The sequence below is a fragment of the Vibrio scophthalmi genome, assembly GCF_040869025.1.
GTDB classification, from domain to species: domain Bacteria; phylum Pseudomonadota; class Gammaproteobacteria; order Enterobacterales; family Vibrionaceae; genus Vibrio; species Vibrio scophthalmi.
On record NZ_CP134272.1, the window covers coordinates 452,881 to 471,930 of the forward strand.

17 protein-coding genes and 1 pseudogene are annotated in these 19,050 nt (G+C 45.1%); 11 read left to right on the forward strand and 7 right to left on the reverse strand.

Annotated features, from left to right (window positions below; all coding sequences use genetic code 11):
- The first annotated feature begins 453 nt into the window (after nucleotides 1-453).
- From RJD38_RS17020 to RJD38_RS17045, 6 genes are all read left to right on the forward strand, one after another.
- On the forward strand, nucleotides 454-1,428 hold the full coding sequence (locus RJD38_RS17020) for an autoinducer 2 ABC transporter substrate-binding protein (protein WP_065431190.1): 975 nt from the start codon (nucleotides 454-456) through the stop codon (nucleotides 1,426-1,428).
- A gap of 96 nt (nucleotides 1,429-1,524) precedes the next feature.
- A complete protein-coding gene (locus tag RJD38_RS17025) occupies nucleotides 1,525-3,018 on the forward strand; it encodes a sugar ABC transporter ATP-binding protein (protein ID WP_065546687.1) in 1,494 nt (497 codons plus the stop codon).
- A complete protein-coding gene (locus RJD38_RS17030; RefSeq protein ID WP_367971665.1) occupies nucleotides 3,011-4,009 on the forward strand; it encodes an ABC transporter permease in 999 nt (332 codons plus the stop codon). Before RJD38_RS17025 ends, RJD38_RS17030 begins: the two co-directional genes overlap by 8 nt.
- On the forward strand, nucleotides 4,009-4,968 hold the full coding sequence (locus RJD38_RS17035; RefSeq protein ID WP_065546689.1) for an ABC transporter permease: 960 nt from the start codon (nucleotides 4,009-4,011) through the stop codon (nucleotides 4,966-4,968). The genes RJD38_RS17030 and RJD38_RS17035 overlap by 1 nt, the downstream gene beginning before the upstream one ends.
- A gap of 11 nt (nucleotides 4,969-4,979) precedes the next feature.
- Entirely contained in the window at nucleotides 4,980-6,614 is a 1,635-nt protein-coding gene (locus RJD38_RS17040) for an FGGY-family carbohydrate kinase (RefSeq protein ID WP_009733728.1), read from the forward strand.
- A 156-nt stretch (nucleotides 6,615-6,770) separates the two neighbouring features.
- Nucleotides 6,771-7,247 carry a glycine zipper 2TM domain-containing protein gene (locus RJD38_RS17045; protein WP_065546690.1) on the forward strand — a complete coding sequence of 159 codons (477 nt, stop codon included), beginning with the start codon at nucleotides 6,771-6,773 and terminating at the stop codon, nucleotides 7,245-7,247.
- A 66-nt stretch (nucleotides 7,248-7,313) separates the two neighbouring features.
- On the opposite strand, the gene RJD38_RS17050 is transcribed toward RJD38_RS17045, so the two are convergent.
- Nucleotides 7,314-8,645, reverse strand: coding sequence for an IS4 family transposase (locus RJD38_RS17050; protein ID WP_065546415.1), 1,332 nt, complete (start codon nucleotides 8,643-8,645; stop codon nucleotides 7,314-7,316).
- Nucleotides 8,646-8,781: 136 nt separating this feature from the next.
- Nucleotides 8,782-9,258, reverse strand: coding sequence for a copper resistance protein NlpE (locus RJD38_RS17055; RefSeq protein ID WP_065546691.1), 477 nt, complete (start codon nucleotides 9,256-9,258; stop codon nucleotides 8,782-8,784).
- Between the two features lie 265 nt (nucleotides 9,259-9,523).
- Between RJD38_RS17055 and RJD38_RS17060 the strand changes: the two genes are divergently transcribed.
- Complete coding sequence (locus RJD38_RS17060; protein WP_065546692.1) at nucleotides 9,524-9,961, forward strand: GNAT family N-acetyltransferase; 438 nt, start codon at nucleotides 9,524-9,526, stop codon at nucleotides 9,959-9,961.
- Between the two features lie 7 nt (nucleotides 9,962-9,968).
- Here the strand turns inward: RJD38_RS17060 and RJD38_RS17065 are convergent, their stop codons facing one another.
- Nucleotides 9,969-10,262, reverse strand: a complete 294-nt coding sequence (locus RJD38_RS17065) for a SemiSWEET transporter (protein WP_065431183.1) — start codon at nucleotides 10,260-10,262, stop codon at nucleotides 9,969-9,971.
- Between the two features lie 97 nt (nucleotides 10,263-10,359).
- On the opposite strand from RJD38_RS17065, the gene RJD38_RS17070 reads away from it, so the two are divergent.
- Nucleotides 10,360-10,494, forward strand: coding sequence for a hypothetical protein (locus RJD38_RS17070; RefSeq protein ID WP_257784177.1), 135 nt, complete (start codon nucleotides 10,360-10,362; stop codon nucleotides 10,492-10,494).
- A gap of 48 nt (nucleotides 10,495-10,542) precedes the next feature.
- Here the strand turns inward: RJD38_RS17070 and RJD38_RS17075 are convergent, their stop codons facing one another.
- Nucleotides 10,543-11,955, reverse strand: a complete 1,413-nt coding sequence (locus RJD38_RS17075; RefSeq protein WP_065546693.1) for a glycoside hydrolase family 1 protein — start codon at nucleotides 11,953-11,955, stop codon at nucleotides 10,543-10,545.
- Between the two features lie 39 nt (nucleotides 11,956-11,994).
- Nucleotides 11,995-12,288, reverse strand: coding sequence for a glucose PTS transporter subunit EIIB (locus RJD38_RS17080; protein ID WP_065546694.1), 294 nt, complete (start codon nucleotides 12,286-12,288; stop codon nucleotides 11,995-11,997).
- Nucleotides 12,289-12,629: 341 nt separating this feature from the next.
- Here RJD38_RS17080 and RJD38_RS17085 point away from each other — a divergent pair, with 341 nt between their 5' ends.
- The 3 genes and pseudogenes from RJD38_RS17085 (at nucleotide 12,630) to RJD38_RS17095 (ending at nucleotide 17,052) form a co-directional block, all read left to right on the forward strand.
- Nucleotides 12,630-13,625, forward strand: coding sequence for an MBL fold metallo-hydrolase (locus RJD38_RS17085; protein ID WP_065546839.1), 996 nt, complete (start codon nucleotides 12,630-12,632; stop codon nucleotides 13,623-13,625).
- A 205-nt stretch (nucleotides 13,626-13,830) separates the two neighbouring features.
- The gene (locus RJD38_RS17090) at nucleotides 13,831-14,598 is read left to right on the forward strand and encodes an alpha/beta fold hydrolase (protein WP_005596492.1); all 768 of its coding nucleotides are present in this window, start codon (nucleotides 13,831-13,833) and stop codon (nucleotides 14,596-14,598) included.
- 283 nt (nucleotides 14,599-14,881) lie between these two features.
- Nucleotides 14,882-17,052 (forward strand): annotated as a pseudogene (locus RJD38_RS17095) (immunoglobulin-like domain-containing protein).
- Nucleotides 17,053-17,150: 98 nt separating this feature from the next.
- Here the strand turns inward: RJD38_RS17095 and RJD38_RS17100 are convergent.
- Both RJD38_RS17100 and RJD38_RS17105 read right to left on the reverse strand, forming a co-directional pair.
- Nucleotides 17,151-18,026 carry a tetratricopeptide repeat protein gene (locus RJD38_RS17100; protein ID WP_065431178.1) on the reverse strand — a complete coding sequence of 292 codons (876 nt, stop codon included), beginning with the start codon at nucleotides 18,024-18,026 and terminating at the stop codon, nucleotides 17,151-17,153.
- Nucleotides 18,027-18,354: 328 nt separating this feature from the next.
- Nucleotides 18,355-19,014 carry an NAD(P)H-dependent oxidoreductase gene (locus RJD38_RS17105; RefSeq protein WP_065431177.1) on the reverse strand — a complete coding sequence of 220 codons (660 nt, stop codon included), beginning with the start codon at nucleotides 19,012-19,014 and terminating at the stop codon, nucleotides 18,355-18,357.
- Nucleotides 19,015-19,050 lie beyond the last annotated feature (36 nt).

Genomic DNA, 19,050 nt, shown 5'->3' on the forward strand with positions numbered 1-19,050 from the left:
AACTACAGATTGGCGAGTGGAAATGACATTTTGTCATCCACGGTGTCTCATCTCATGCGCTTAATTGGGCTTAGTATTGTATTCAAATAATATGTTTTCGTGATCAAAATCGGATTATGACTAACTCGTAGCCGGTTTTATGTACAGATTGGGTGCTCAAAATTATTAAGTGCCAAACTGGCATATTTAGGTGTTATTGAAATGATCTAATTTTGTTGGTTTATGTGGCGACAATTCAGTATTAACTGATCGAAAAATTACGTCGCACTTTTGTGTTAACGACTGGTTAACGTTACTTGTTATGTATTTTATCATTAACGTGTGTTCATCACAGTTTTCTGCTCATTTAACGAGCTTCAGCCCAATCGCGTCTTACCATCACGTCATCGATTCACCTTAACCCTACACATAACTAATTACGCATACGTAATAAACATAAAAGGATTGATGAAGATGAAAAAGGTCTTATTAAAAGCAGCAGCGTTAACGCTTGCACTTGCTGCCGCAGGTGTTCATGCCAAAGATTATGAAATCGTAAACGTTGTCAAAGTGTCTGGCATTCCTTGGTTTAACCAAATGAACAAAGGGATTGAACAGGCGGCAACTGATTTCGGCGTTGATGCTCGCCAGCTTGGTCCTTCTACACCCGATCCAGCACAGCAAGTAAAGATCATCGAAGACTTAATCGCAAAAGGGGTCGATGCGATCACTGTTGTACCAAATGATGTAACTGTACTTGAACCTGTATTTAAAAAAGCACGAGAGAAAGGCATCATCGTTCTGACTCACGAATCGCCAGATGGTCATGGCGCGGATTGGGATATCGAAACCATCGATAACCAAGCATACGCGAAAGCAACCATGGATGAACTGGCGAAAAATATGGGCGAAAAAGGCGGCTACGCAGTTTATGTGGGTTCATTGACGGTTCCGCTACACAATAACTGGGCGAACTTAGCGATTGATTACCAGAAGCAAACTTACCCAGACATGTACGAAGTGACCAGCCGTATGCCAGTGGCTGAGAGTATTGACCAATCCTATGCTGCCACTAACGATTTGATGAAAGCACACCCTGATATGGCGGGGATTGTCTCTTACGGTTCTCTAGGTGGCATTGGTGCCGGTGAAGCGATCAAGAAAAAACGTGCCAAAGATAAGATCAGCGTGGTTGGTATTTTAATGCCAAGCCAAGCTGCGCCCTACCTAATGCGTGGTGAAATCGATAAAGGTTACTTATGGAACCCAGCAGATGCAGGTTACGCAATGGTTGCGGTCGCGAAGCAGATGCTTGATGGCCAAGCGGTTACCGATGGCGTCACTGTGGAAGGTTTGGGCGATGCTGAAATCGATACAGAAAAACGCGTAGTAAAATTCAATAAGATCCTTGAAGTCGATAAAACCAACGCGCGTCAACTTGGTTTCTAAACGCTTACGTTCGATCTATTCGTTCAGTCTGACTGGCGAAAGCAATACATAACTATGGGGCAGTGCAACGCTGCCCCCTGATTTCTGGAAGTTCTTATGTCTGATACTCCTTTTATTACCCTCAAGCATGTATCAAAACACTTTGGCTCGGTTAAAGCGTTGGATGGTATCAATCTCACTTTTAACCAAGGCGAAGTGCACTGTCTAGCAGGCAAGAATGGCTGTGGTAAGAGTACGCTGTTTAAAGTTATCTCAGGTGTTCATGCGCCAGAAAAAGGTGCTGAAATTTGGTTGGGTGGTAAAAGCTACCCACGCTTAAATCCGCAGCAATCGATTGAACATGGTATTCAGGTTATTTATCAGGATCTGTCTCTATTCCCTAACCTCACAGTGGCGGAAAACATAGCGATTCAAGATCATGTTGAGTGGACAAAGGGTCTGGTTCAGCAAAAACGCATTGAAGAAATTGCCATAAAAGCGATGGCAAAAGTCGGCGTAAAACTACCGCTAGATAAGCGTGTTGAGCAGCTTTCAATTGCTGAATGTCAGTTAGTGGCGATTTGTCGTGCCATGGCATCGGATGCCAAGTTAATGATCATGGACGAGCCAACCGCCTCATTAACGCGTACCGAAGTTAACCACCTAATCGAAGTGGTTGCCGATTTGAAATCGAAAGGTGTGACGGTGGTATTTGTGAGCCACAAACTGGATGAAGTCATGGAGATCTCCGATCGCATTACCGTTATCCGTGATGGCCGCACCATTGGCACGTATCAAGCGGACGAAGTGGACAGCGATGAGTTGGCCTTTTTAATGACAGGCCAGCGCTTTGAATTCTCGCCTTTAGCACCCTATCAGCAGCAAGGTGATGTGAAGCTGGAGGTTAAAAACCTGACCAAAAAAGGGCAATTTAACGACGTATCATTGTCAGTTCGAGCCGGGGAAATTGTGTCGATTACGGGGCTACTTGGTGCAGGTCGTACTGAACTTTGTATGGCGCTGTTTGGCATGAGTCAGCCCGACAGTGGTGACATTCTGATCAATGGTAAGGCCACCTCATTTAACTCCAATCGTGATGCGATTGCTCAAGGTATTGGCTACGTCTCAGAAGACCGTATGTCGACGGGGCTGGTGATGGAGCAGTCGATTCAAGACAACATTACTGCTTCGGTTCTAAAACGTTTACAAAAGCCATCGGGCGTACTGGATCATTTGAAAGCCAATAAATTAGTCGCAAAGCTTATCTCTTCACTGGCGATTAAAGTGGCTGATCCCAAACTGCCTGTAACAAGTCTGTCAGGTGGTAATGCACAGCGTATTTCAATTGCCAAGTGGATAGCCGCTGAGCCAGAAGTGCTGATCCTTGATTCACCAACCGTTGGTGTTGATGTGGCCAACAAAGAGGCGATTTATAACATTGCCAAAGATCTCGCCGCGAACGGTATGGCGATCATCATGGTGAGTGATGAAATCCCAGAAGTGTTTTACAACAGTCACCGTGTGATTGTGATGAAAGAAGGACGTTTTACTCATGACTTCCAACCAACTCACTGCTCAGAGCAAGAAATTATGGAGGCCGTCAATGCTTAATCAATCCAAAAGCTTGTTGGCTTCCTTTAGTAAGCGTCACGAGTTTTATCTCTCTGTGATGATCGTCTTGATTGTCGCGGTGTTAACGGCAACTTCGGAAGATTTCTTTACCCTAGGTAATATCTTCGATATGTCGGTCAGCTCGGCGCTACTTGGCATCATGGCTTGTGGCCTGTTTGTGGTGCTTATTGCGGGCGGAATTGATATCTCATTCCCGGCGACAGCTGCGATTGCTCAGTATGTGGCAGCCAGCTACATTCTCAGTATTGGCGGTAACTTTATGATTGCCTTTGGTATTGCAGCGTTGGTCGGCATGCTATTGGGAATGATTAACGCAACACTGGTTTATAAGCTTAAAGTGCCGGCAATCATTATTACTATTTCGACCTTGAACCTATTCTTTGGTCTGCTGATTTACTTTAGTAATGGCGAATGGTTATACGGCTTCCCAGATTGGTTTATGAATGGTGTAGAGCTGTTTAGTTTCACTGGCAGTGATGGTTATGACTATGGGCTGTCGTTACCAATCTTGACTTTGATTGCCATGATTGCGCTGACTTCATTCTTAATGTCAAAAACACGCTTGGGTCGCCAGATCTATGCCGTTGGCGGTAACGCAGATGCAGCGAGCCGTATCGGTATTAACCTCTTCGGTATCAATCTGTTTGTTTATGGCTATATGGGCGCTTTGGCGGGTATTGCTTCCGTCGTACAAACACAAATTACCCAATCGGTAGCACCGAACTCATTAATGGGATTTGAGTTAACGGTACTTGCGGCTGTGGTGCTTGGTGGTACCAGCATGACGGGTGGTAAAGGGACTCTATTTGGCGTGATTCTTGGTGTGATTTTATTAGCCGTGGTGAAAAACGGCCTAACCCTATTAGGCGTGCCTTCTTACTGGCACACGGTTGTCACGGGGTTAATCATTGTTTGTAGTATCAGCATGACCGCAATTAATGAGAAAAAACAAGCGGCGCAGGGGGCATAATGGAACAGGTTCTAAATAGTTTAAGACTGCCAACGGATAAAAACATTCGATACTTGTTGGTTATTTTAGTCGGTATCTTGGCGGTGATGGGCTTTACCAGCGGCCAAGCATTTTTCTCAATCGGTAACTTACAATCGATGTCATCGCAGATGCCGCTATTGGGTCTGCTCGCACTGGCGATGGCCGTGTGTATGCTGACTGGTGGTATTAACCTTTCGATCATCGCAACGACGAACGCATGTGGCCTAGTGATGGCGAGCATCATTACTCAAGCCCCAGAGAGTTCGACTATGTTGGTCTTAGCTCTTGCAGGTGGTTTAGTGACGGCGGTCGTGATTGGCCTGCTTAACGGCGCGTTAATCGCTTACGTTGGTGTTTCTCCTATTCTTGCCACTCTAGGTATGATGACGCTCATTAATGGCCTTAATGTGCTTATTTCAGGCGGTAGCGTAATTTCGGGCTTTCCTGAAGCGTTATTGGTACTGGGAAACGGCTCATTAATGGGTATTCCAATGCCACTGATCTTGTTTGTTGGTTTTGCGATTGGTCTTTGGGCTTTGCTTGAGCATACCAGCCTTGGTCGCACCATTTACTTGATGGGCTCGAACGAAAAAGCGACCCGCTTTTCAGGCATCAACACGCAAAAAGCCACTCTCTATGTGTATGTGATTTCTTCACTGCTGTGCTGGGCGGCAGCGATTGTGATGATGGCAAAATTCAACTCAGCCAAAGCGGGTTACGGTGAGTCTTATCTACTGATTGCGATTTTAGCTTCAGTATTGGGCGGTATTAACCCAGACGGTGGATTTGGCCGCATCATTGGTATCGGTTTAGCATTGATTGTGCTGCAAACACTGGAAAGTGGTCTTAATTTGCTGGGAGTGAGCAGCTATCTCACTATGGCGCTGTGGGGCGGCATCTTGATCCTATTTATCTTCTTACAAAAAAATAAGGCTTAACGGGGAAGAATATGAGTATTTATTTTATCGGTGTTGACGTAGGCAGTGGCAGCGCACGAGCAGGCGTATTCGATGCTCAAGGGCGTAAAGTGGGTGAAGCAAAACGCGATACCCAAATGTTTAAGCCACAAGCAGACTTCGTTGAGCAATCTTCTGACAATATTTGGCAATGTGTGTGTTTGGCGGTTAAAGATGCGGTTTCGCAAGCCAATATTGACCCAATTCAAGTCAAGGGTATCGGTTTTGATGCGACGTGTTCGCTGGTGGTCTTGGATAAAAAAGGCCAACCTTTGACGGTCAGCCCGACTGGTCGCAGTGAACAAAACATTGTTATGTGGATGGATCATCGCGCTATCGCACAAGCAGACCGCATCAATAAAACCGAGCATCCTGTCTTAGCGTATGTCGGCAACCGTATCTCACCAGAAATGCAAACGCCAAAATTGTTGTGGCTAAAACAGAATATGCCTAATACATGGTCAAAAGCCGGCTACTTCTTTGATTTGCCTGATTTCTTAACGTGGAAAGCAACTTACGATGACAGTCGTTCTTTATGCTCGACCGTATGTAAGTGGACGTATCTTGGCCATGAAAGTAAGTGGGATAAGAGCTTTTTTGAACTGATTGGCTTAGAAGACCTGCTTGAAGATAACGCAAAATCGATAGGGGACCGTATTCTACCTATGGGCCAACCGGTAGGTTATGGTTTAACCAATCACGCAGCTGATGATTTAGGGCTTACTCCGGGAACGGCCGTTGGCACTTCAATCATCGATGCGCACGCCGGTGGTATTGGCGTGTTGGGCGCAGCTGGCATGACGGGAGAAAAAGCCGATTTCAATAAGCGTCTCGCTTTGATTGGTGGTACGTCTTCGTGCCACATGGCGGCCTCAAAAACCGCGCGCTTTATTGATGGAGTTTGGGGCGCGTATTACGGTGCAATGATCCCAGGGTATTGGCTTAACGAAGGTGGTCAATCAGCCACAGGTGCATTGATTGATCATATTATTACCTCGCATCCCCTGTATAACACTGCCAAAGAGCAGGCCGATAAATCAGGTCAAACTATCTACCAATTGCTCAATGATCGCTTGTTAGAATTGGCGGGTAGCAAAGAGGATATTGCCTTCTTAACTCGTGATATCCATGTACTGCCTTACTTCCATGGTAACCGCTCACCACGTGCTAACGCTCATCTAACCGGTACGATTACTGGGCTTAAAATGTCGAAAACCATTGATGATATGGCACTGCAATACTTGGCCACACTACAAGGCATTGCTTTAGGTACCCGTCATATTATTGAAGTGATGAACGATTCTGGCTATGAGATTGATACCATCATGGCGTGCGGTGGTGGCACCAAGAACAGCGTTTTCTTACAAGAACATGCTAACGCAACAGGTTGTATGATTCTCTTACCAGAAGAGAGCGAAGCGGTACTGTTGGGTTCTGCAATGTTGGGCTCCGTCGCGGCAGATTTCTACAGTGATATTCCCGATGCGATGAATGCCATGAGTCGCATCAGTAAGAGTGTGATGCCTCAGACTGAGAAGATTAAACATTTCTATGATGCGAAGTACCAAATCTTCCATAAGATGTATCAAGATGATGTGGAATATAAACGCTTGATGAAAGAGTTTTAATCACTGCGTGATCTAACGATTAAACCGATATGATCAACGAAAGCCACCAACACTGTTTGGTGGTTTTTTTGTCTTTTAAACTGTCGCGTGTTCACGGCATAAAACAAATGCTGCATCTATACTTTTGTCAGTAGTGAGCCTTGAGGGAGAGTTCAGATGTTCAAAAGTATCAGTACAGGCATGCTTGTTATGTCTTCATTTGTCATTTTAGGCGGTTGTTCATCACCGAATCCGTATGGTGATGCTTATGGTTCTGGGGATACTCGCACCGTACAGCAGGTGTATTACGGCACCGTCGTCAAAGCTGAGCCAGTAACCATTGATGTTTCAGATTCAACCAATGTGATCGGTACCATTGCAGGGGCCGCGATTGGTGGGATTCTCGGCTCTAAAGTCGGTGGAGGATCAGGTTCCGATATCGCAGCCATTGGTGGCGGGTTACTGGGCGGCTACGCCGGTAGTGAAGCAGCAGGTGCGGCAGGTAAGCGTAATGGGGTAAATCTAACCATCCGTCTTGAAGATGGCCAGACAATCGCGATTGTGCAAGAAGCCAACCCCAATATGATTTTCCAACCGGGCCAAGCTGTTCAGGTGAATGTTGATGGTAGTACCGCAAGGGTAGTGCCTCGCTGATTGAGTCGTGGCAAGTTTAGTCGCGATTATGTAGAAATGGTAAAGGCCTCAATTGAGTAATGCCAGTCAGTTAAGCTGACTGGCATTTTTTCTATTTGTCGCATATTTCTTGGGTTTCAGTTTCACCCAACGAGGATAATTTCTATCGTCTCTTCGGGGTGGTAGGATAAACATGGATATTTGCTGTAGTAGCACTTCATAGTGTTTAGGGAGTTTCCCTGGACTCGTTAAAGGTAAAGCTGCAAAGTATTGAGTCACAGCCATGGCACTACTCGTAAAGCTTAATTGGTTCGGCCAAACGCTATCTAAATTACTCGCTGCCTTTGTCATAACCTGCCTTATAAGGTTATAGGCTAACAAAATCCCCCAGAGCTCCTGTCTAACCATATCTGGGCGCTTACTTCGCAATGTATATTCACTATCAAGCAAGGTTTGCTTCATTTCTCTATAGCCTAATTCGATTTCCCAGCGATAGCGATAGAGCTCTACAATGTCTTCTCCAGGAAAGCGCAACCCATCACGCATTGAGGTAAGAACCTGATACTCCTTACCTTTGATGACTTTCGATACCAACCTTGCTTCTATTATTTCAGGCAGGTCACTGAATTTCTTCCTTGCCTGAGGTGATGTTTTTATAGCAACGATAGCATCACTCTGGCTGTATTTATGGACAACGTCATACTGAAAGTCTTTTCTCACAGGGAGCATCCAATGCCTTTCTTGACCGACTTTGTTCCAGCGATTAAGCAGTCCTAAAGAGTAATATCCTTTGTCAAAAATAGTCAGTGATTGATCTGGCGTTTGTTCAATAAGCTCTTCTGCGAGACGCATTTCGCTGGTGCGATAGTCAGAGAATGCACTATCGATTAGCTGATGACTTGTAAGCTCCATCAAGCAAACCATACGGATCTTAGGGTAAATATTCTCAGATGATTGATTGCGCTGCGCTTTAAACTCTTGATGATTTTCGGGTGTATCTGTCGTTCTCCAAACGACACCATCGACGGATAGAAGGTTTAGTCCACACCAAGTTTCGAAGTTAGACGACTGATAGCTGTGCGCAGCCATCTTCTTAAAGACTTGCTTTACACCTTCTTCGCCTAATCTCTGTCTCGCTTGAACAACAGCACTTGGTGCAACAAAACGTCGTTTGTCTGGCAGGACAATATCGAGTTGGTTAGCAATATCCCAAACAGATTGTTGACGAAAGAGACTCATTCCAACAACGGACCAAAGTACGGCTTCTAAAGGTAACCGTCTTCTTCTACCGGTTGCTACACCAGCTTGCTCAAAACCTTGCTGGATAAGCTCTGGACTAAGAATGTCAGAGTATTTATCAAAGTGGTGGAAGGTATTACACGACCGAAAAGTATTGGCAAGTTGGCTTTCTAAAGACATAAAAAATCCGATATTAGTTTCCTAATATCGGATTTTGAAGCCTTTTGAGGATCGGTCAAATGATCTCACAAATTTCTTAACTGATCGGCATTACTCAATTGAGGCCTTTTCTATTATGTGAACTTGTTAAACGTCATTACTCTTGTTTGGTCAAAATCGTGAACGTCGCCATTTCACCATCCACTTTTTCGCCATCAAATTTGAGCTTTGTCAGCATGTTTTCGCCTACAACGTATTGGTTGGGCTCCGGTGCATTAACTAGAGTAATGATGCTACCGGTGTCATCCCAAGTAATTTCCCCTTGTGATGTCGTTTCGGTGTTATCGGCGTCATCATAGATTTGAATGAGTGTGTATTTGCCATCTGGCATTAACGTCAGCGTGACCTTAATGTTAGCGCATTCATCACACGGAAGGTCACCTTTGTAAACGCCTTGCCAATCCAAGGACTCTTTAGCGGTTTGATTCGCTTTCGTTTCGGCATTCATACTGGTGTCAGCGGTTGATACTGCAGCAGAGGTGGCTGGTACTGCCGCACTCGGATTAGTATTGCTATCTTCACAGCCGACTAGAATGATGACGGCACTTGTTAATGCTATTGCGACCTTTTTCATTTGCTTCCTCTCGAAATCAGTCTTCCTTTACTATGCTATTTAGCGCCGGATGACATACGTGTTTTTACAGTAAAAGTGATAAATTTAAACAACTTGGATTTACTGATTAATAATAGACCTGTTTGAAGAAGCTGCATCAAAACCATCCAGCTTTACTTGTAATTAAGTGAAAATAGCTTGCCAATCTGAGAGAAAAATCTACGGATGAACCGGTGGAGTACGATAAAATAGTCATTAAGAATAAGGACAATAACTGAGATAGAAAATGAGTAAAATTGAATTTACGACGGGTGAGCTTAACGCTGAGCAGCAGCGCCAATTGAGTGCAGGGTTTGAATCACATAGTCAAACTCAAGATGCACCAGCCTATCGCAAACAGAGCCTCAATTGGACGGTGCAAGATGAAGAAGGCAATCTGATTGCCGCGCTCACGGCAAGTTTACTGTGGGAGTGGCTCTACATTGATGAACTTTGGGTTGATGACAGTTGCCGTGGCACTGGTATGGGAAAACAGTTGATGGCGCAAGCGGAAGAGTATGCCAGAGCGCAGCAGTTATCTGGTTTGTGGCTGTGGACACAAAGCTGGCAAGCGCCGATGTTTTACAAAAGTTTAGGCTTTGAAGAGTTTACCCGCTTTGACAATTTTCCCACTGGTCATAGCCGCATTGGTCTGCGAAAAACTCTGGTGAACGAAGCACAATAGCTCGTTACTAATACGTGCCACCAGTATGAGCAATGATGCCTGCAACCATGGCGACATACATCAAAAAACCTAAACAGTTGCCAACCCAGATCGTCGGATTTTTATGATATATCCCATAGATAGTCCAAAGCAGCGCGATAAATGAATAGAGTAGCCAAGTGGTGAGTGACAAACCTAATGCATGCTCACTGTGAGAGACGTAGAGTTTGTAGAGTTGAGGCATGGTGGCGAGTGGACTGATCAACCCCATGACCAGCATCAGTGGTTCAAGCGCTTTACCAATTCGTTCGATCAAAGCCATTTGCTTTCCTTGTCTTTAACTGACTGATTTAGAAGTATAGTGATAAATCAAAGGCGTTGGGCATTTCCTTGAAAAAGGGAATTTTGGGATTGGGATTTTGAACGCGCTTCTCGCTTTGCGTACTGGGATTCCCGCCAGTGTTGGAAATAAGGTGTTTGAAGATGATGGCTTGCTATTGGGCGATATCATCCAAACCGATATGCAAAGAATGTCTGTACCAAAAAGCAAATAATCCCTGCTATGCAGGGATTATCAATGGTCACTTTAATGGCTACTTTGCTTAGTCAGCGCTTGTTACGGTTAAAGAGCCACCTTGCGTTTTGATGACTTCCTGATACCAGTAAAAGCTCTTTTTGCGCAGTCGAGTGAGATCGCCATTGCCTTCATTGTCACGATCAACATGAATGAAACCGTAGCGTTTGCTCATTTCGGCGGTTGAGTTGGCGACGAGGTCAATCGGCCCCCACGTGGTGTAACCCATTAATTCAATGCCATCTTCGATCGCTTCACGGGCTTGCACGAGGTGATCGTTTAAGTAAGCAATGCGGTAATCATCAATAATTTCCCCGTCAGCGGTGATTTCATCACGTGCCCCTAGGCCATTTTCAACGATAAATAGCGGCTTTTGGTAACGATCATGCAAGAAGTTGAGCAAAATGCGTAAGCCTTTTGGATCAATTAGCCAACCCCATTGGCTCTTTTCAAGGTAGGGGTTAGGTACGCCAGCAATGATATTACCGACTTCTTTTTCTTGTTCGCGTGCGCTGGCACAACCTGACGCGTAGTAACTGAATGAGATGAAGTCGACACTAGCGGCGGCAAGTGTGTCAACATCCCCTTGCTCCATTTCGATACTGATATTGTTGTCACGGAAATAGCGCAGCATATAGCCAGGATAACGACCGCGGGTTTGTACATCGCCAAAGAACAACCATTGATTATTCTCATGCATGGCAGCAATGACATCGTCAGGATTACACGTGTGTGGGTAGGCAAGAGCCCCAAGTAACATGTTGCCAATTTTCGCATCAGGGATGATTTCATGGCATAGCTGCACGGTTTGGGCACTGGCAACAAGCTGGTGGTGAATGGCTTGGAAAATAGCTTGCTCAGACGCATCTTCTTGTAGGCCGACACCGGTGAACGGAGCATGCAATGACATATTGATTTCGTTAAAGGTCAACCACAGTTTGACGCTGTCTTTATAGCGTTCAAAAACAGTGCGAGCATAACGAGTGAAAAACTCGATGAGTTTTCGGTTGCCCCAACCGTTATAGTTTTCTACTAACGCATAAGGCATCTCGTAATGTGACAGCGTCACGAAGGGTGTGATGTTATGAGCAGCTAATTCGGCAAAAATCTTGTCATAGTATTCTAAGCCGGCTTGGTTTGGTTCAAGCTCATCACCATTGGGAAAGATCCGAGTCCAAGCAATTGAGAGACGCAGACAAGTAAAGCCCATCTCCTTGAACAATGCGATATCTTCTGGGTATCGATGATAAAAATCGATGGCGAGATCTTTAATGCCTGCGGTACGCTCTGCACGAGTTTGGTGTGGGCTTAAAATACCGTTAGGTAGCATGTCTGATGTGGATAGGCCCTTACCATCGGTAAGGTATGACCCTTCAACTTGGTTAGCTGCGATTGCGCCGCCCCAAAGAAAATCGTGTGGAAACTGAGTATTGGTTGTCATGAGGTGTCCCCGTTTTATGAAAGCGAAAGGTGAGGAAATTTAATTGAGCTTTTGCTCGATGCATTGCGCGTAGCTATTGGCTTTTAAACCATAGATGATTTGCATATGATGCGAATCCACGTGAACGATGCCTATCGCGCCGTTATCTTTTAGGGCTTTTTCATTCAAACGTGACATGTCGTAAAGCTCTGGCCTTAATCTTGTCGCACATGCGCCGATTTCTTTTATGTTGGCTATCCCTCCAAGCGCTTCGATAATGATATCGGCTTCTTGTTCAAGGTTAGGATTCACGCGGGTTAAAGCCGTAAAAATTTTGCGTAATGCAGCAAACATCGTTTTAGCTCATGGTTATTCTATTTAGATGAGATTATGCGCCGTCGCAAACAAGACGCCAGATGCAGATCGTCAAACAGTGAGCTAGATTCGGCAACGGCATTCTGATTGCTTATCTAACGACCGCTACAGAATCGGCAATTATTTCTCTTACCGCTTGATTAGAGCACTTAATGATGTCGATAAAATGATCGATTCAAAGTTCAGCTAATTGAGTTAACTATCTGTAATAAAATTCTTTTACTCTCATAATGAGACGCTTTGCTGCGATTAAATAGCGCTGCTATGAATGAGGTCGGTAACTATTTCTGCGCGCTCCACTAATAAGGATAAGAATGGATATGCTAAAAACGAAATTGGCAGTGCTAGTGGGTTGTTTGTCACTTGGTGTCGCAATTAATGCGAGTGCAGCGGGATTTGAAACCGTCACACTGGGCAGTAAAGGGGGCATTCAAGACGGCAATCTTACGGCATTTATGCTCAAGAGCGAGCTTGATGATAACTACGTGCTATTGGATGCCGGTTCGGTAGTGAACGGCTTGATTGTGTCTGAGCAAAAAGGTGCGTTTGCGGATGTGAAAGTGCCGGAAGATTCCAAGTACACTAAAGTCGGCTATCTACTTAAAGAGAAGATCAAAGGCTATTTAATTAGTCACGCTCACTTAGATCATGTGGCAGGCATGATTATTAGTTCACCGGATGACAGCCATAAACCTATTTACGGTTTGGCATCGACGAACGAAGGGTTGATGAATAACTACTTCAACTGGTCGGCATGGCCTAACTTTGGTAACGAAGGTAATGGCTTTAAGCTTAGCAAATACACCTATACCGATTTAACCCAATACCAATGGCAGGCAGTCAAAGGCACGACGATGCAAGTTATGGCCATGCCGCTATCGCATTCTGGTGGAGAATCGACAGCATTTTTGCTGAAAGATACCCAAGGTGACGTATTTGCTTACTTTGGTGATACGGGGCCAGATGCAGTAGAAAAGAGCGATGCGCTTAATAAAGTGTGGTCAGCGCTAACGCCATTTGTTAAGCAAGGGCAGCTAAAGGGCATTGTGATTGAAGTGTCATTTACCAATGAAACGCCAGATAAAGCTCTATTTGGTCATCTAACACCTAATTGGCTGATGAAGGAGCTAACCGTGTTAGAGTCGATGGCTGGCAAAGGCAGCTTGAAAGGTCTCGATGTTGTGGTTAGCCATATTAAATACAGCTTGAAGAAAGGGGAAGACCCACAAGTTGTGATTAAACGCCAACTGGATGCGGCGAACACGCTGGGTGTGAACTTCTTATTCCCAGCTCAAGGCGATGCTCTGACGTTCTAAGTGCTGTGTTACTCAGATCTAAGCCCTGCAAGAAATTGCGGGGCTTTTTCATTTCGTCAGTTGGAGGAATCTTCTTGCGAAGAAAGTTTGATTGAATAATGAGACTAAGGCACGGCTTTGCGACTCATTCTGTGAAGATATGGACGTTGTTAAATATTTGCACACACTAGAATGAACCTGATTTACAACATGATAAGGAAGGATTATGTCTGGTTTTGGTCAGCATTTATTAATTGATGGCGCTGAAATTTACTACCAAGAGTCGGGCAATCCTGATGGTCAACCGCTAGTGATGTTGCATGGCGGTTTGGGGAGTAGTGAAGATTTTGATGGGCTATTAGGTTACGTACCGGATGTGTTTAAAATCATCCGAATTGACTTACGTGGTCATGGTCGTTCAACGCTGGGTGAGTTGCCTTTGAGCTACGCTCGCTACCAACAAGACGTTGAAGCGATACTGGATCATCTGCAAATTTATAAATTTCATCTATTTGGCTTTAGTGATGGCGGCATTGTTGGCTATCGCTTGGCTGCACTCTATGATCACCGTCTATTAAGTTTAACGACGCTGGGCTCTCAATGGCGTTTACACCCTGATGATCCTTCAATCGAGCTTTTGCAAGATTTGACGGCTGAAGACTGGCAAGCAGAGTTTGAAGAGCAAGTGGCTCGCTACAATGAGATTAACCCTCAAGCTGATTTTAATTTGCTTGTTGAAGAGGTGAAAGAACTCTGGCTAGACACATCTGAGAATGGATACCCTAATGAGCAAGTGGATGACATCAATTGCTCGACGTTGATTATTCGTGGCGACAGAGATGACTTATTCTCTCTTTCAGAAGCGATAACATTAATCAGTCGCGTACCAGATTGCGAGTTTTTCAATGTCCCATTTACCGAACATGAGGCACATAACGAGTACCCAGAAGTGGTCGGTGAAGTGTTGCGTCGTTTTTTACAAATTAATCACTGATTGATTAACCAATAGCCATTCGGTTTGTTAGCTTGTAGGAAAAGCCCCACACTGATGGGGCTTTTTTGTAATATTAGTTCCAAATCTTTCAGTGACTTAACTGCATTTAACCTTTTGTGAGTCAATAAAAACGTGCTTTTGTTTTTCATATCGTGACAGAAGATCTCGATTTGACTAAAACGTGTTGTTTTTCTGCAAATAGCCATATCTGAAAACAAAATTTGCCGACTAAAATTAGTTTTCAAAGCTGTGATAACCACAGCGATTTTTGTGGAAGTAGGACATGTTAAAACTTAATGCACTTCAATTAGCAATATCGGTCGGTATCGCAGCTGCATCTGGCGCGGCATACGCTGACAGCTCAAAAATGGTCAACCCAGAAGCGGGTGTTGTTGTCGGTTACTGGCATAACTGGTGTGATGGTGCTGGTTATAAAGGGGGCAATGCACCGTGTGTGACACTGGAAGAAGTTGATCCAATGTATAACGTCGTCAACGTTTCATTTATGAAAGTGTTTGATGTTGCTGAAGGCCGTATTCCCACCTTTCGTTTAGACCCAGCTATTGGCCTTTCTGAGCAGCAATTTATTGACCAAATTGGTGAGTTAAACAAGCAAGGCCGCTCTGTACTGATTGCGCTGGGTGGTGCTGATGCTCACGTTGAATTGAAAGCGGGCGACGAGCGTGCTTTTGCCGATGAAATTATTCGTGTCACGGATCGTTATGGCTTTGATGGCCTAGACATCGATCTAGAGCAAGCGGCGGTAACCGCGGCTGATAACCAAACGGTTATTCCTGCTGCGCTACGTATGGTGAAAGATCACTACCAAGCACAAGGAAAGAATTTCCTTACCTAGTTCAACATGGTAAATACGTGCCATACATTGAGAACCTAGAAGGTTATTACGATTGGATTAACCCACAGTTCTACAACCAAGGTGGCGACGGCATTTGGATTGATGGTGTCGGCTGGATTGCTCAAAATAACGATGCGCTGAAAGAAGAATTTATCTACTACATTTCTGACTCGTTGGTCAATGGCACTCGTGGTTTCCACCAAATCCCAAGCAGCAAATTAGTGTTTGGTATTCCATCGAGCATTGATGCGGCAGCAACGGGTTACGTGCAAAACCCACAAGATCTTTACGATGCATTTGCACGTCTAAGCGCACAAGGTCAGCCACTGCGTGGAGTGATGACTTGGTCAGTTAACTGGGACATGGGGACCAACGCAGCAGGCCAAGCATATAACGAACAGTTCATTAAAGATTACGGCTCATTTGTACACGGACAAACACCTCCACCACCACCGCCAGCAGGCGTACCTGTTCTGAAAGGGGTTGAGAACACACGTGTGCTGCATGGTAGTGCGTTTAATGAGCTAGCAGGCGTGACGGCGTCGGATAAAGAAGATGGCGAACTGACCAATACGATCGTGGTTGAAGGTATTGTTGATACAAACCAGATCGGCACTTACGTACTGACTTATCGCGTGCAAGATAGTGACAACAATGAAACGGTAAAAGCACGTAGTGTTGAAGTTTATAGCCAGAAGCCTGTATTTAGTGGTGTGTCTGATACGACGGTTCTGATTGGCAGTGCATTTAACCCACTTACGGGTGTGACGGCAACGGATGCGGAAGATGGTGAGCTAACGGAGCAAATTCGCGTTTCAGGCCAAGTAGATACGGCTGTTGCGGGTACTTATGCGCTTGAATATGCGGTGACTGACAGCGCAAATCAAACGGTACGTGTTGAGCGCAACGTCGTTGTCAATGATGGTAGCAGTTGTGCCAATGCATGGGATGCGGCAACCACTTACGTTGAAGGCAACCAAGTATCGCACGATGGCGCCACTTGGGAAGCCGGTTGGTGGACTCGCGGTGATGAGCCAGGTACCACTGGTGAGTGGGGCGTTTGGAAGAAAGTTTCTGACAGCTCTTGTGGCGGTGAAACGCCAGATCCAGAGACGGATTTGGAAATGACGGTGACGGGACTTGCGTCAGAGTATGTTGCCGCGAATGGCAGTGTGAACTTATCGCTATCACTGGCAGCGAATGAAGCGCTGGATGTGACCGTTATGGCACTAGACAGCAGCAATACTGTGGTGAATCAAGCTCAAGTTAACTTAGTGGACACGAAAGCGATCACATTAGAAATCTATGACGCGCAAGTAGGCCAATATACGCTTGAGGTAACAGGTTCGGCAGCAGATGGTGAAATGGTGGTCTTTAGCCAGTCATTCTTAGTCAAAGAAGAAGGCACTGTGACTCCGCCACCGAGTGATATTCCGCCATACCAAGCGGGCACAAATTACCAAGCGGGTGATCGTGTGTTAGGCGCTGATAACGCGGTATATGAGTGTAAGCCTTGGCCGACAACGGCATGGTGTGCGAGCGCTTCTTACGCGCCAGCGGATAGCCTTTACTGGAAAGAAGCTTGGACGAAGCTGTAACCCCAAACAGCTGAGCTAAGACAAAGCACCACTATTGTGGTGCTTTTTTTATGAGGATACTGGACAGAATTGCAAATAGTGACCAAATCTTCTCGCTTCTAGCGCGTAATTTCAGCGCCTGAGGCTTCGTCAGCATACTGTTCTAGCATGGCTTCGAAGCGCTGGTTTCCTTGCAGAGATTCAAAATCACTTTCGCTGGCGATGAGATCTTTAATCGAAGGGCTGGCGTCGATGGCTCGTTGCAAATCTTCAATCGCTTGGTCTTCAATGCCTAATCGAGCAAAGGCGCAAGCACGTTGATAGAGCGCTGGGCCGTTGGTATCATCAACTTCGAGCACTCGGTTACACATACTCAGTGCCCAGTTATATTCGTTGATTTCCATTGCGGCATCGGCTTTGTAAGTCAGTGCTTCTAAGTCTCCTGGGCGTATGTGAAGAATCTCATCGTAGACTTCAATTTTTTGCTCTGGAGTTTGCATGCTCTGTGCGCGAAGCCATAAGTTGTGAACTTCGTTGATTATCTCAATTTCTTTATTGTTTTCGCTGATAATACGGGTCTTACGTTTTAGATCCCGCTCTAGTGCACTGAATTTTTTCTCATAGTCTTGTGCGATCGAGTCCAAACGACTTTCTGCCATCTCTTTGGTGTTGTGTTTGAATTCACGTAACGATTGCCAACCAATAAAGGCAATCATCGATGCAACACCCGCGATAATGTAGAAAAAGTAGGTGACGGTGACGTTGGCATAGTTTAAGGATTTATCGGCGACCGCGAGTTCTCGGTCGGTGATTTCAATCACCATACGGCGCTCTAAATCTTGCTGCGATTGGCGCAGAGATTTTATTTCATCAAGGATATATCGCTCCATCAATGGGCGATCAAGAAGGTCGGATTCGGAGTATTTCTCTTCACTGTGTGCAGGCAAGGCAACTGTCGCAAGGACAAGTAATAACAACGAAGTAATTTGGCGCATGTGGCTTCCTTACTGTAAATATAAGTTTTGTTTTCTGTCTACTTAGAGTGCAGATCTTGAGCAACAATTGGCGGCTCAAGCAAAGTTTTAAGCAGTTTGAGTATAGTGTTCTTTTTCACAGTAGCAGATCGACAAGCCTCAACGCAAAATTGATTAGCAATGAAAGCGTTACTCATAAGCGGCAATATTGCTTGGGTTGCTCGGTTATAAGAGGACAGAGCATCGATTGAATAACGCGCTTTATAAGTATGCTGGTTTGATAAAAAAGCCCCGCTATCGCGAGGCTTTAACAGGCAGTGAAATTTGAGCCTTATTTAAAATCTGGTGGTTATACGACTTGCAGGATATCGACCATAGGTAGGCGAGCTTTCGGCTTGCCAAAGTTGTAGTCAGCGCCATCTTGATGGTAACCCATAGACAGTGCCACTTCACAAACGTAGCCATCCAATTCTTCTTTGAACAGCTCGCCGATCAACTCAGAATCAACACCTTCCATCGTGGTTGAATCAATACCTAGACGTGCAAGGACATGCAGTGTATTACCAAGGGCAAGGTAAGTTTGTGAGCGAGTCCAGTTGCCATTAAAGCCATTCTCATCGGTATTTGCTTCTGCAAAACCGTAAGCGCCATTTAGCATGGTGTCGTACATATCCGCTGGTAAGTGGCCAGAGGTCACTTCTGCATCAACCACTTTTTTGTACAGATCTTTAGTGTAGTTCGGGTTGTAAGCGAACAAGATGGTGTGCGATGCACTCTTAGCATGTGGCTGGTTGAACTGATGCTTGTTGGCAAAAGTGTCATGCAGACGTTGCTTGGCTTCGTCGCTTTCAATCACAATGAATTTCCAAGGCTGTGAGTTGATAGAAGAGGCTGATAAACGAATCGCTTGGTAGATCACCTCAAGATCCGCCGCAGAGATACGTTTTGATGGATCATAAGCTTTAGCTGTGTAGCGAGATTCTAAGTCAGCGATAATTGGATGAGTCATATTCGTACCCTACTAATCTAAATGTCTTGGCAGATT

What these genes read in the sequence shown, in the direction of transcription:
- RJD38_RS17020 (WP_065431190.1), top strand. Translation starts at nt 454, where the DNA reads ATGAAAAAGGTCTTATTAAAAGCAGCAGCGTTAACGCTTGCACTTGCT.
- RJD38_RS17035 (WP_065546689.1), top strand. Translation starts at nt 4,009, where the DNA reads ATGGAACAGGTTCTAAATAGTTTAAGACTGCCAACGGATAAAAACATT.
- RJD38_RS17080 (WP_065546694.1), bottom strand. Translation starts at nt 12,288, where the DNA reads ATGTTTGCTGCATTACGCAAAATTTTTACGGCTTTAACCCGCGTGAAT.
- RJD38_RS17065 (WP_065431183.1), bottom strand. Translation starts at nt 10,262, where the DNA reads ATGGCTTTGATCGAACGAATTGGTAAAGCGCTTGAACCACTGATGCTG.
- RJD38_RS17025 (WP_065546687.1), top strand. Translation starts at nt 1,525, where the DNA reads ATGTCTGATACTCCTTTTATTACCCTCAAGCATGTATCAAAACACTTT.
- RJD38_RS17045 (WP_065546690.1), top strand. Translation starts at nt 6,771, where the DNA reads ATGTTCAAAAGTATCAGTACAGGCATGCTTGTTATGTCTTCATTTGTC.
- RJD38_RS17085 (WP_065546839.1), top strand. Translation starts at nt 12,630, where the DNA reads ATGCTAAAAACGAAATTGGCAGTGCTAGTGGGTTGTTTGTCACTTGGT.
- RJD38_RS17030 (WP_367971665.1), top strand. Translation starts at nt 3,011, where the DNA reads ATGCTTAATCAATCCAAAAGCTTGTTGGCTTCCTTTAGTAAGCGTCAC.
- RJD38_RS17105 (WP_065431177.1), bottom strand. Translation starts at nt 19,014, where the DNA reads ATGACTCATCCAATTATCGCTGACTTAGAATCTCGCTACACAGCTAAA.
- RJD38_RS17040 (WP_009733728.1), top strand. Translation starts at nt 4,980, where the DNA reads ATGAGTATTTATTTTATCGGTGTTGACGTAGGCAGTGGCAGCGCACGA.
- RJD38_RS17050 (WP_065546415.1), bottom strand. Translation starts at nt 8,645, where the DNA reads ATGTCTTTAGAAAGCCAACTTGCCAATACTTTTCGGTCGTGTAATACC.
- RJD38_RS17090 (WP_005596492.1), top strand. Translation starts at nt 13,831, where the DNA reads ATGTCTGGTTTTGGTCAGCATTTATTAATTGATGGCGCTGAAATTTAC.
- RJD38_RS17055 (WP_065546691.1), bottom strand. Translation starts at nt 9,258, where the DNA reads ATGAAAAAGGTCGCAATAGCATTAACAAGTGCCGTCATCATTCTAGTC.
- RJD38_RS17060 (WP_065546692.1), top strand. Translation starts at nt 9,524, where the DNA reads ATGAGTAAAATTGAATTTACGACGGGTGAGCTTAACGCTGAGCAGCAG.
- RJD38_RS17075 (WP_065546693.1), bottom strand. Translation starts at nt 11,955, where the DNA reads ATGACAACCAATACTCAGTTTCCACACGATTTTCTTTGGGGCGGCGCA.
- RJD38_RS17100 (WP_065431178.1), bottom strand. Translation starts at nt 18,026, where the DNA reads ATGCGCCAAATTACTTCGTTGTTATTACTTGTCCTTGCGACAGTTGCC.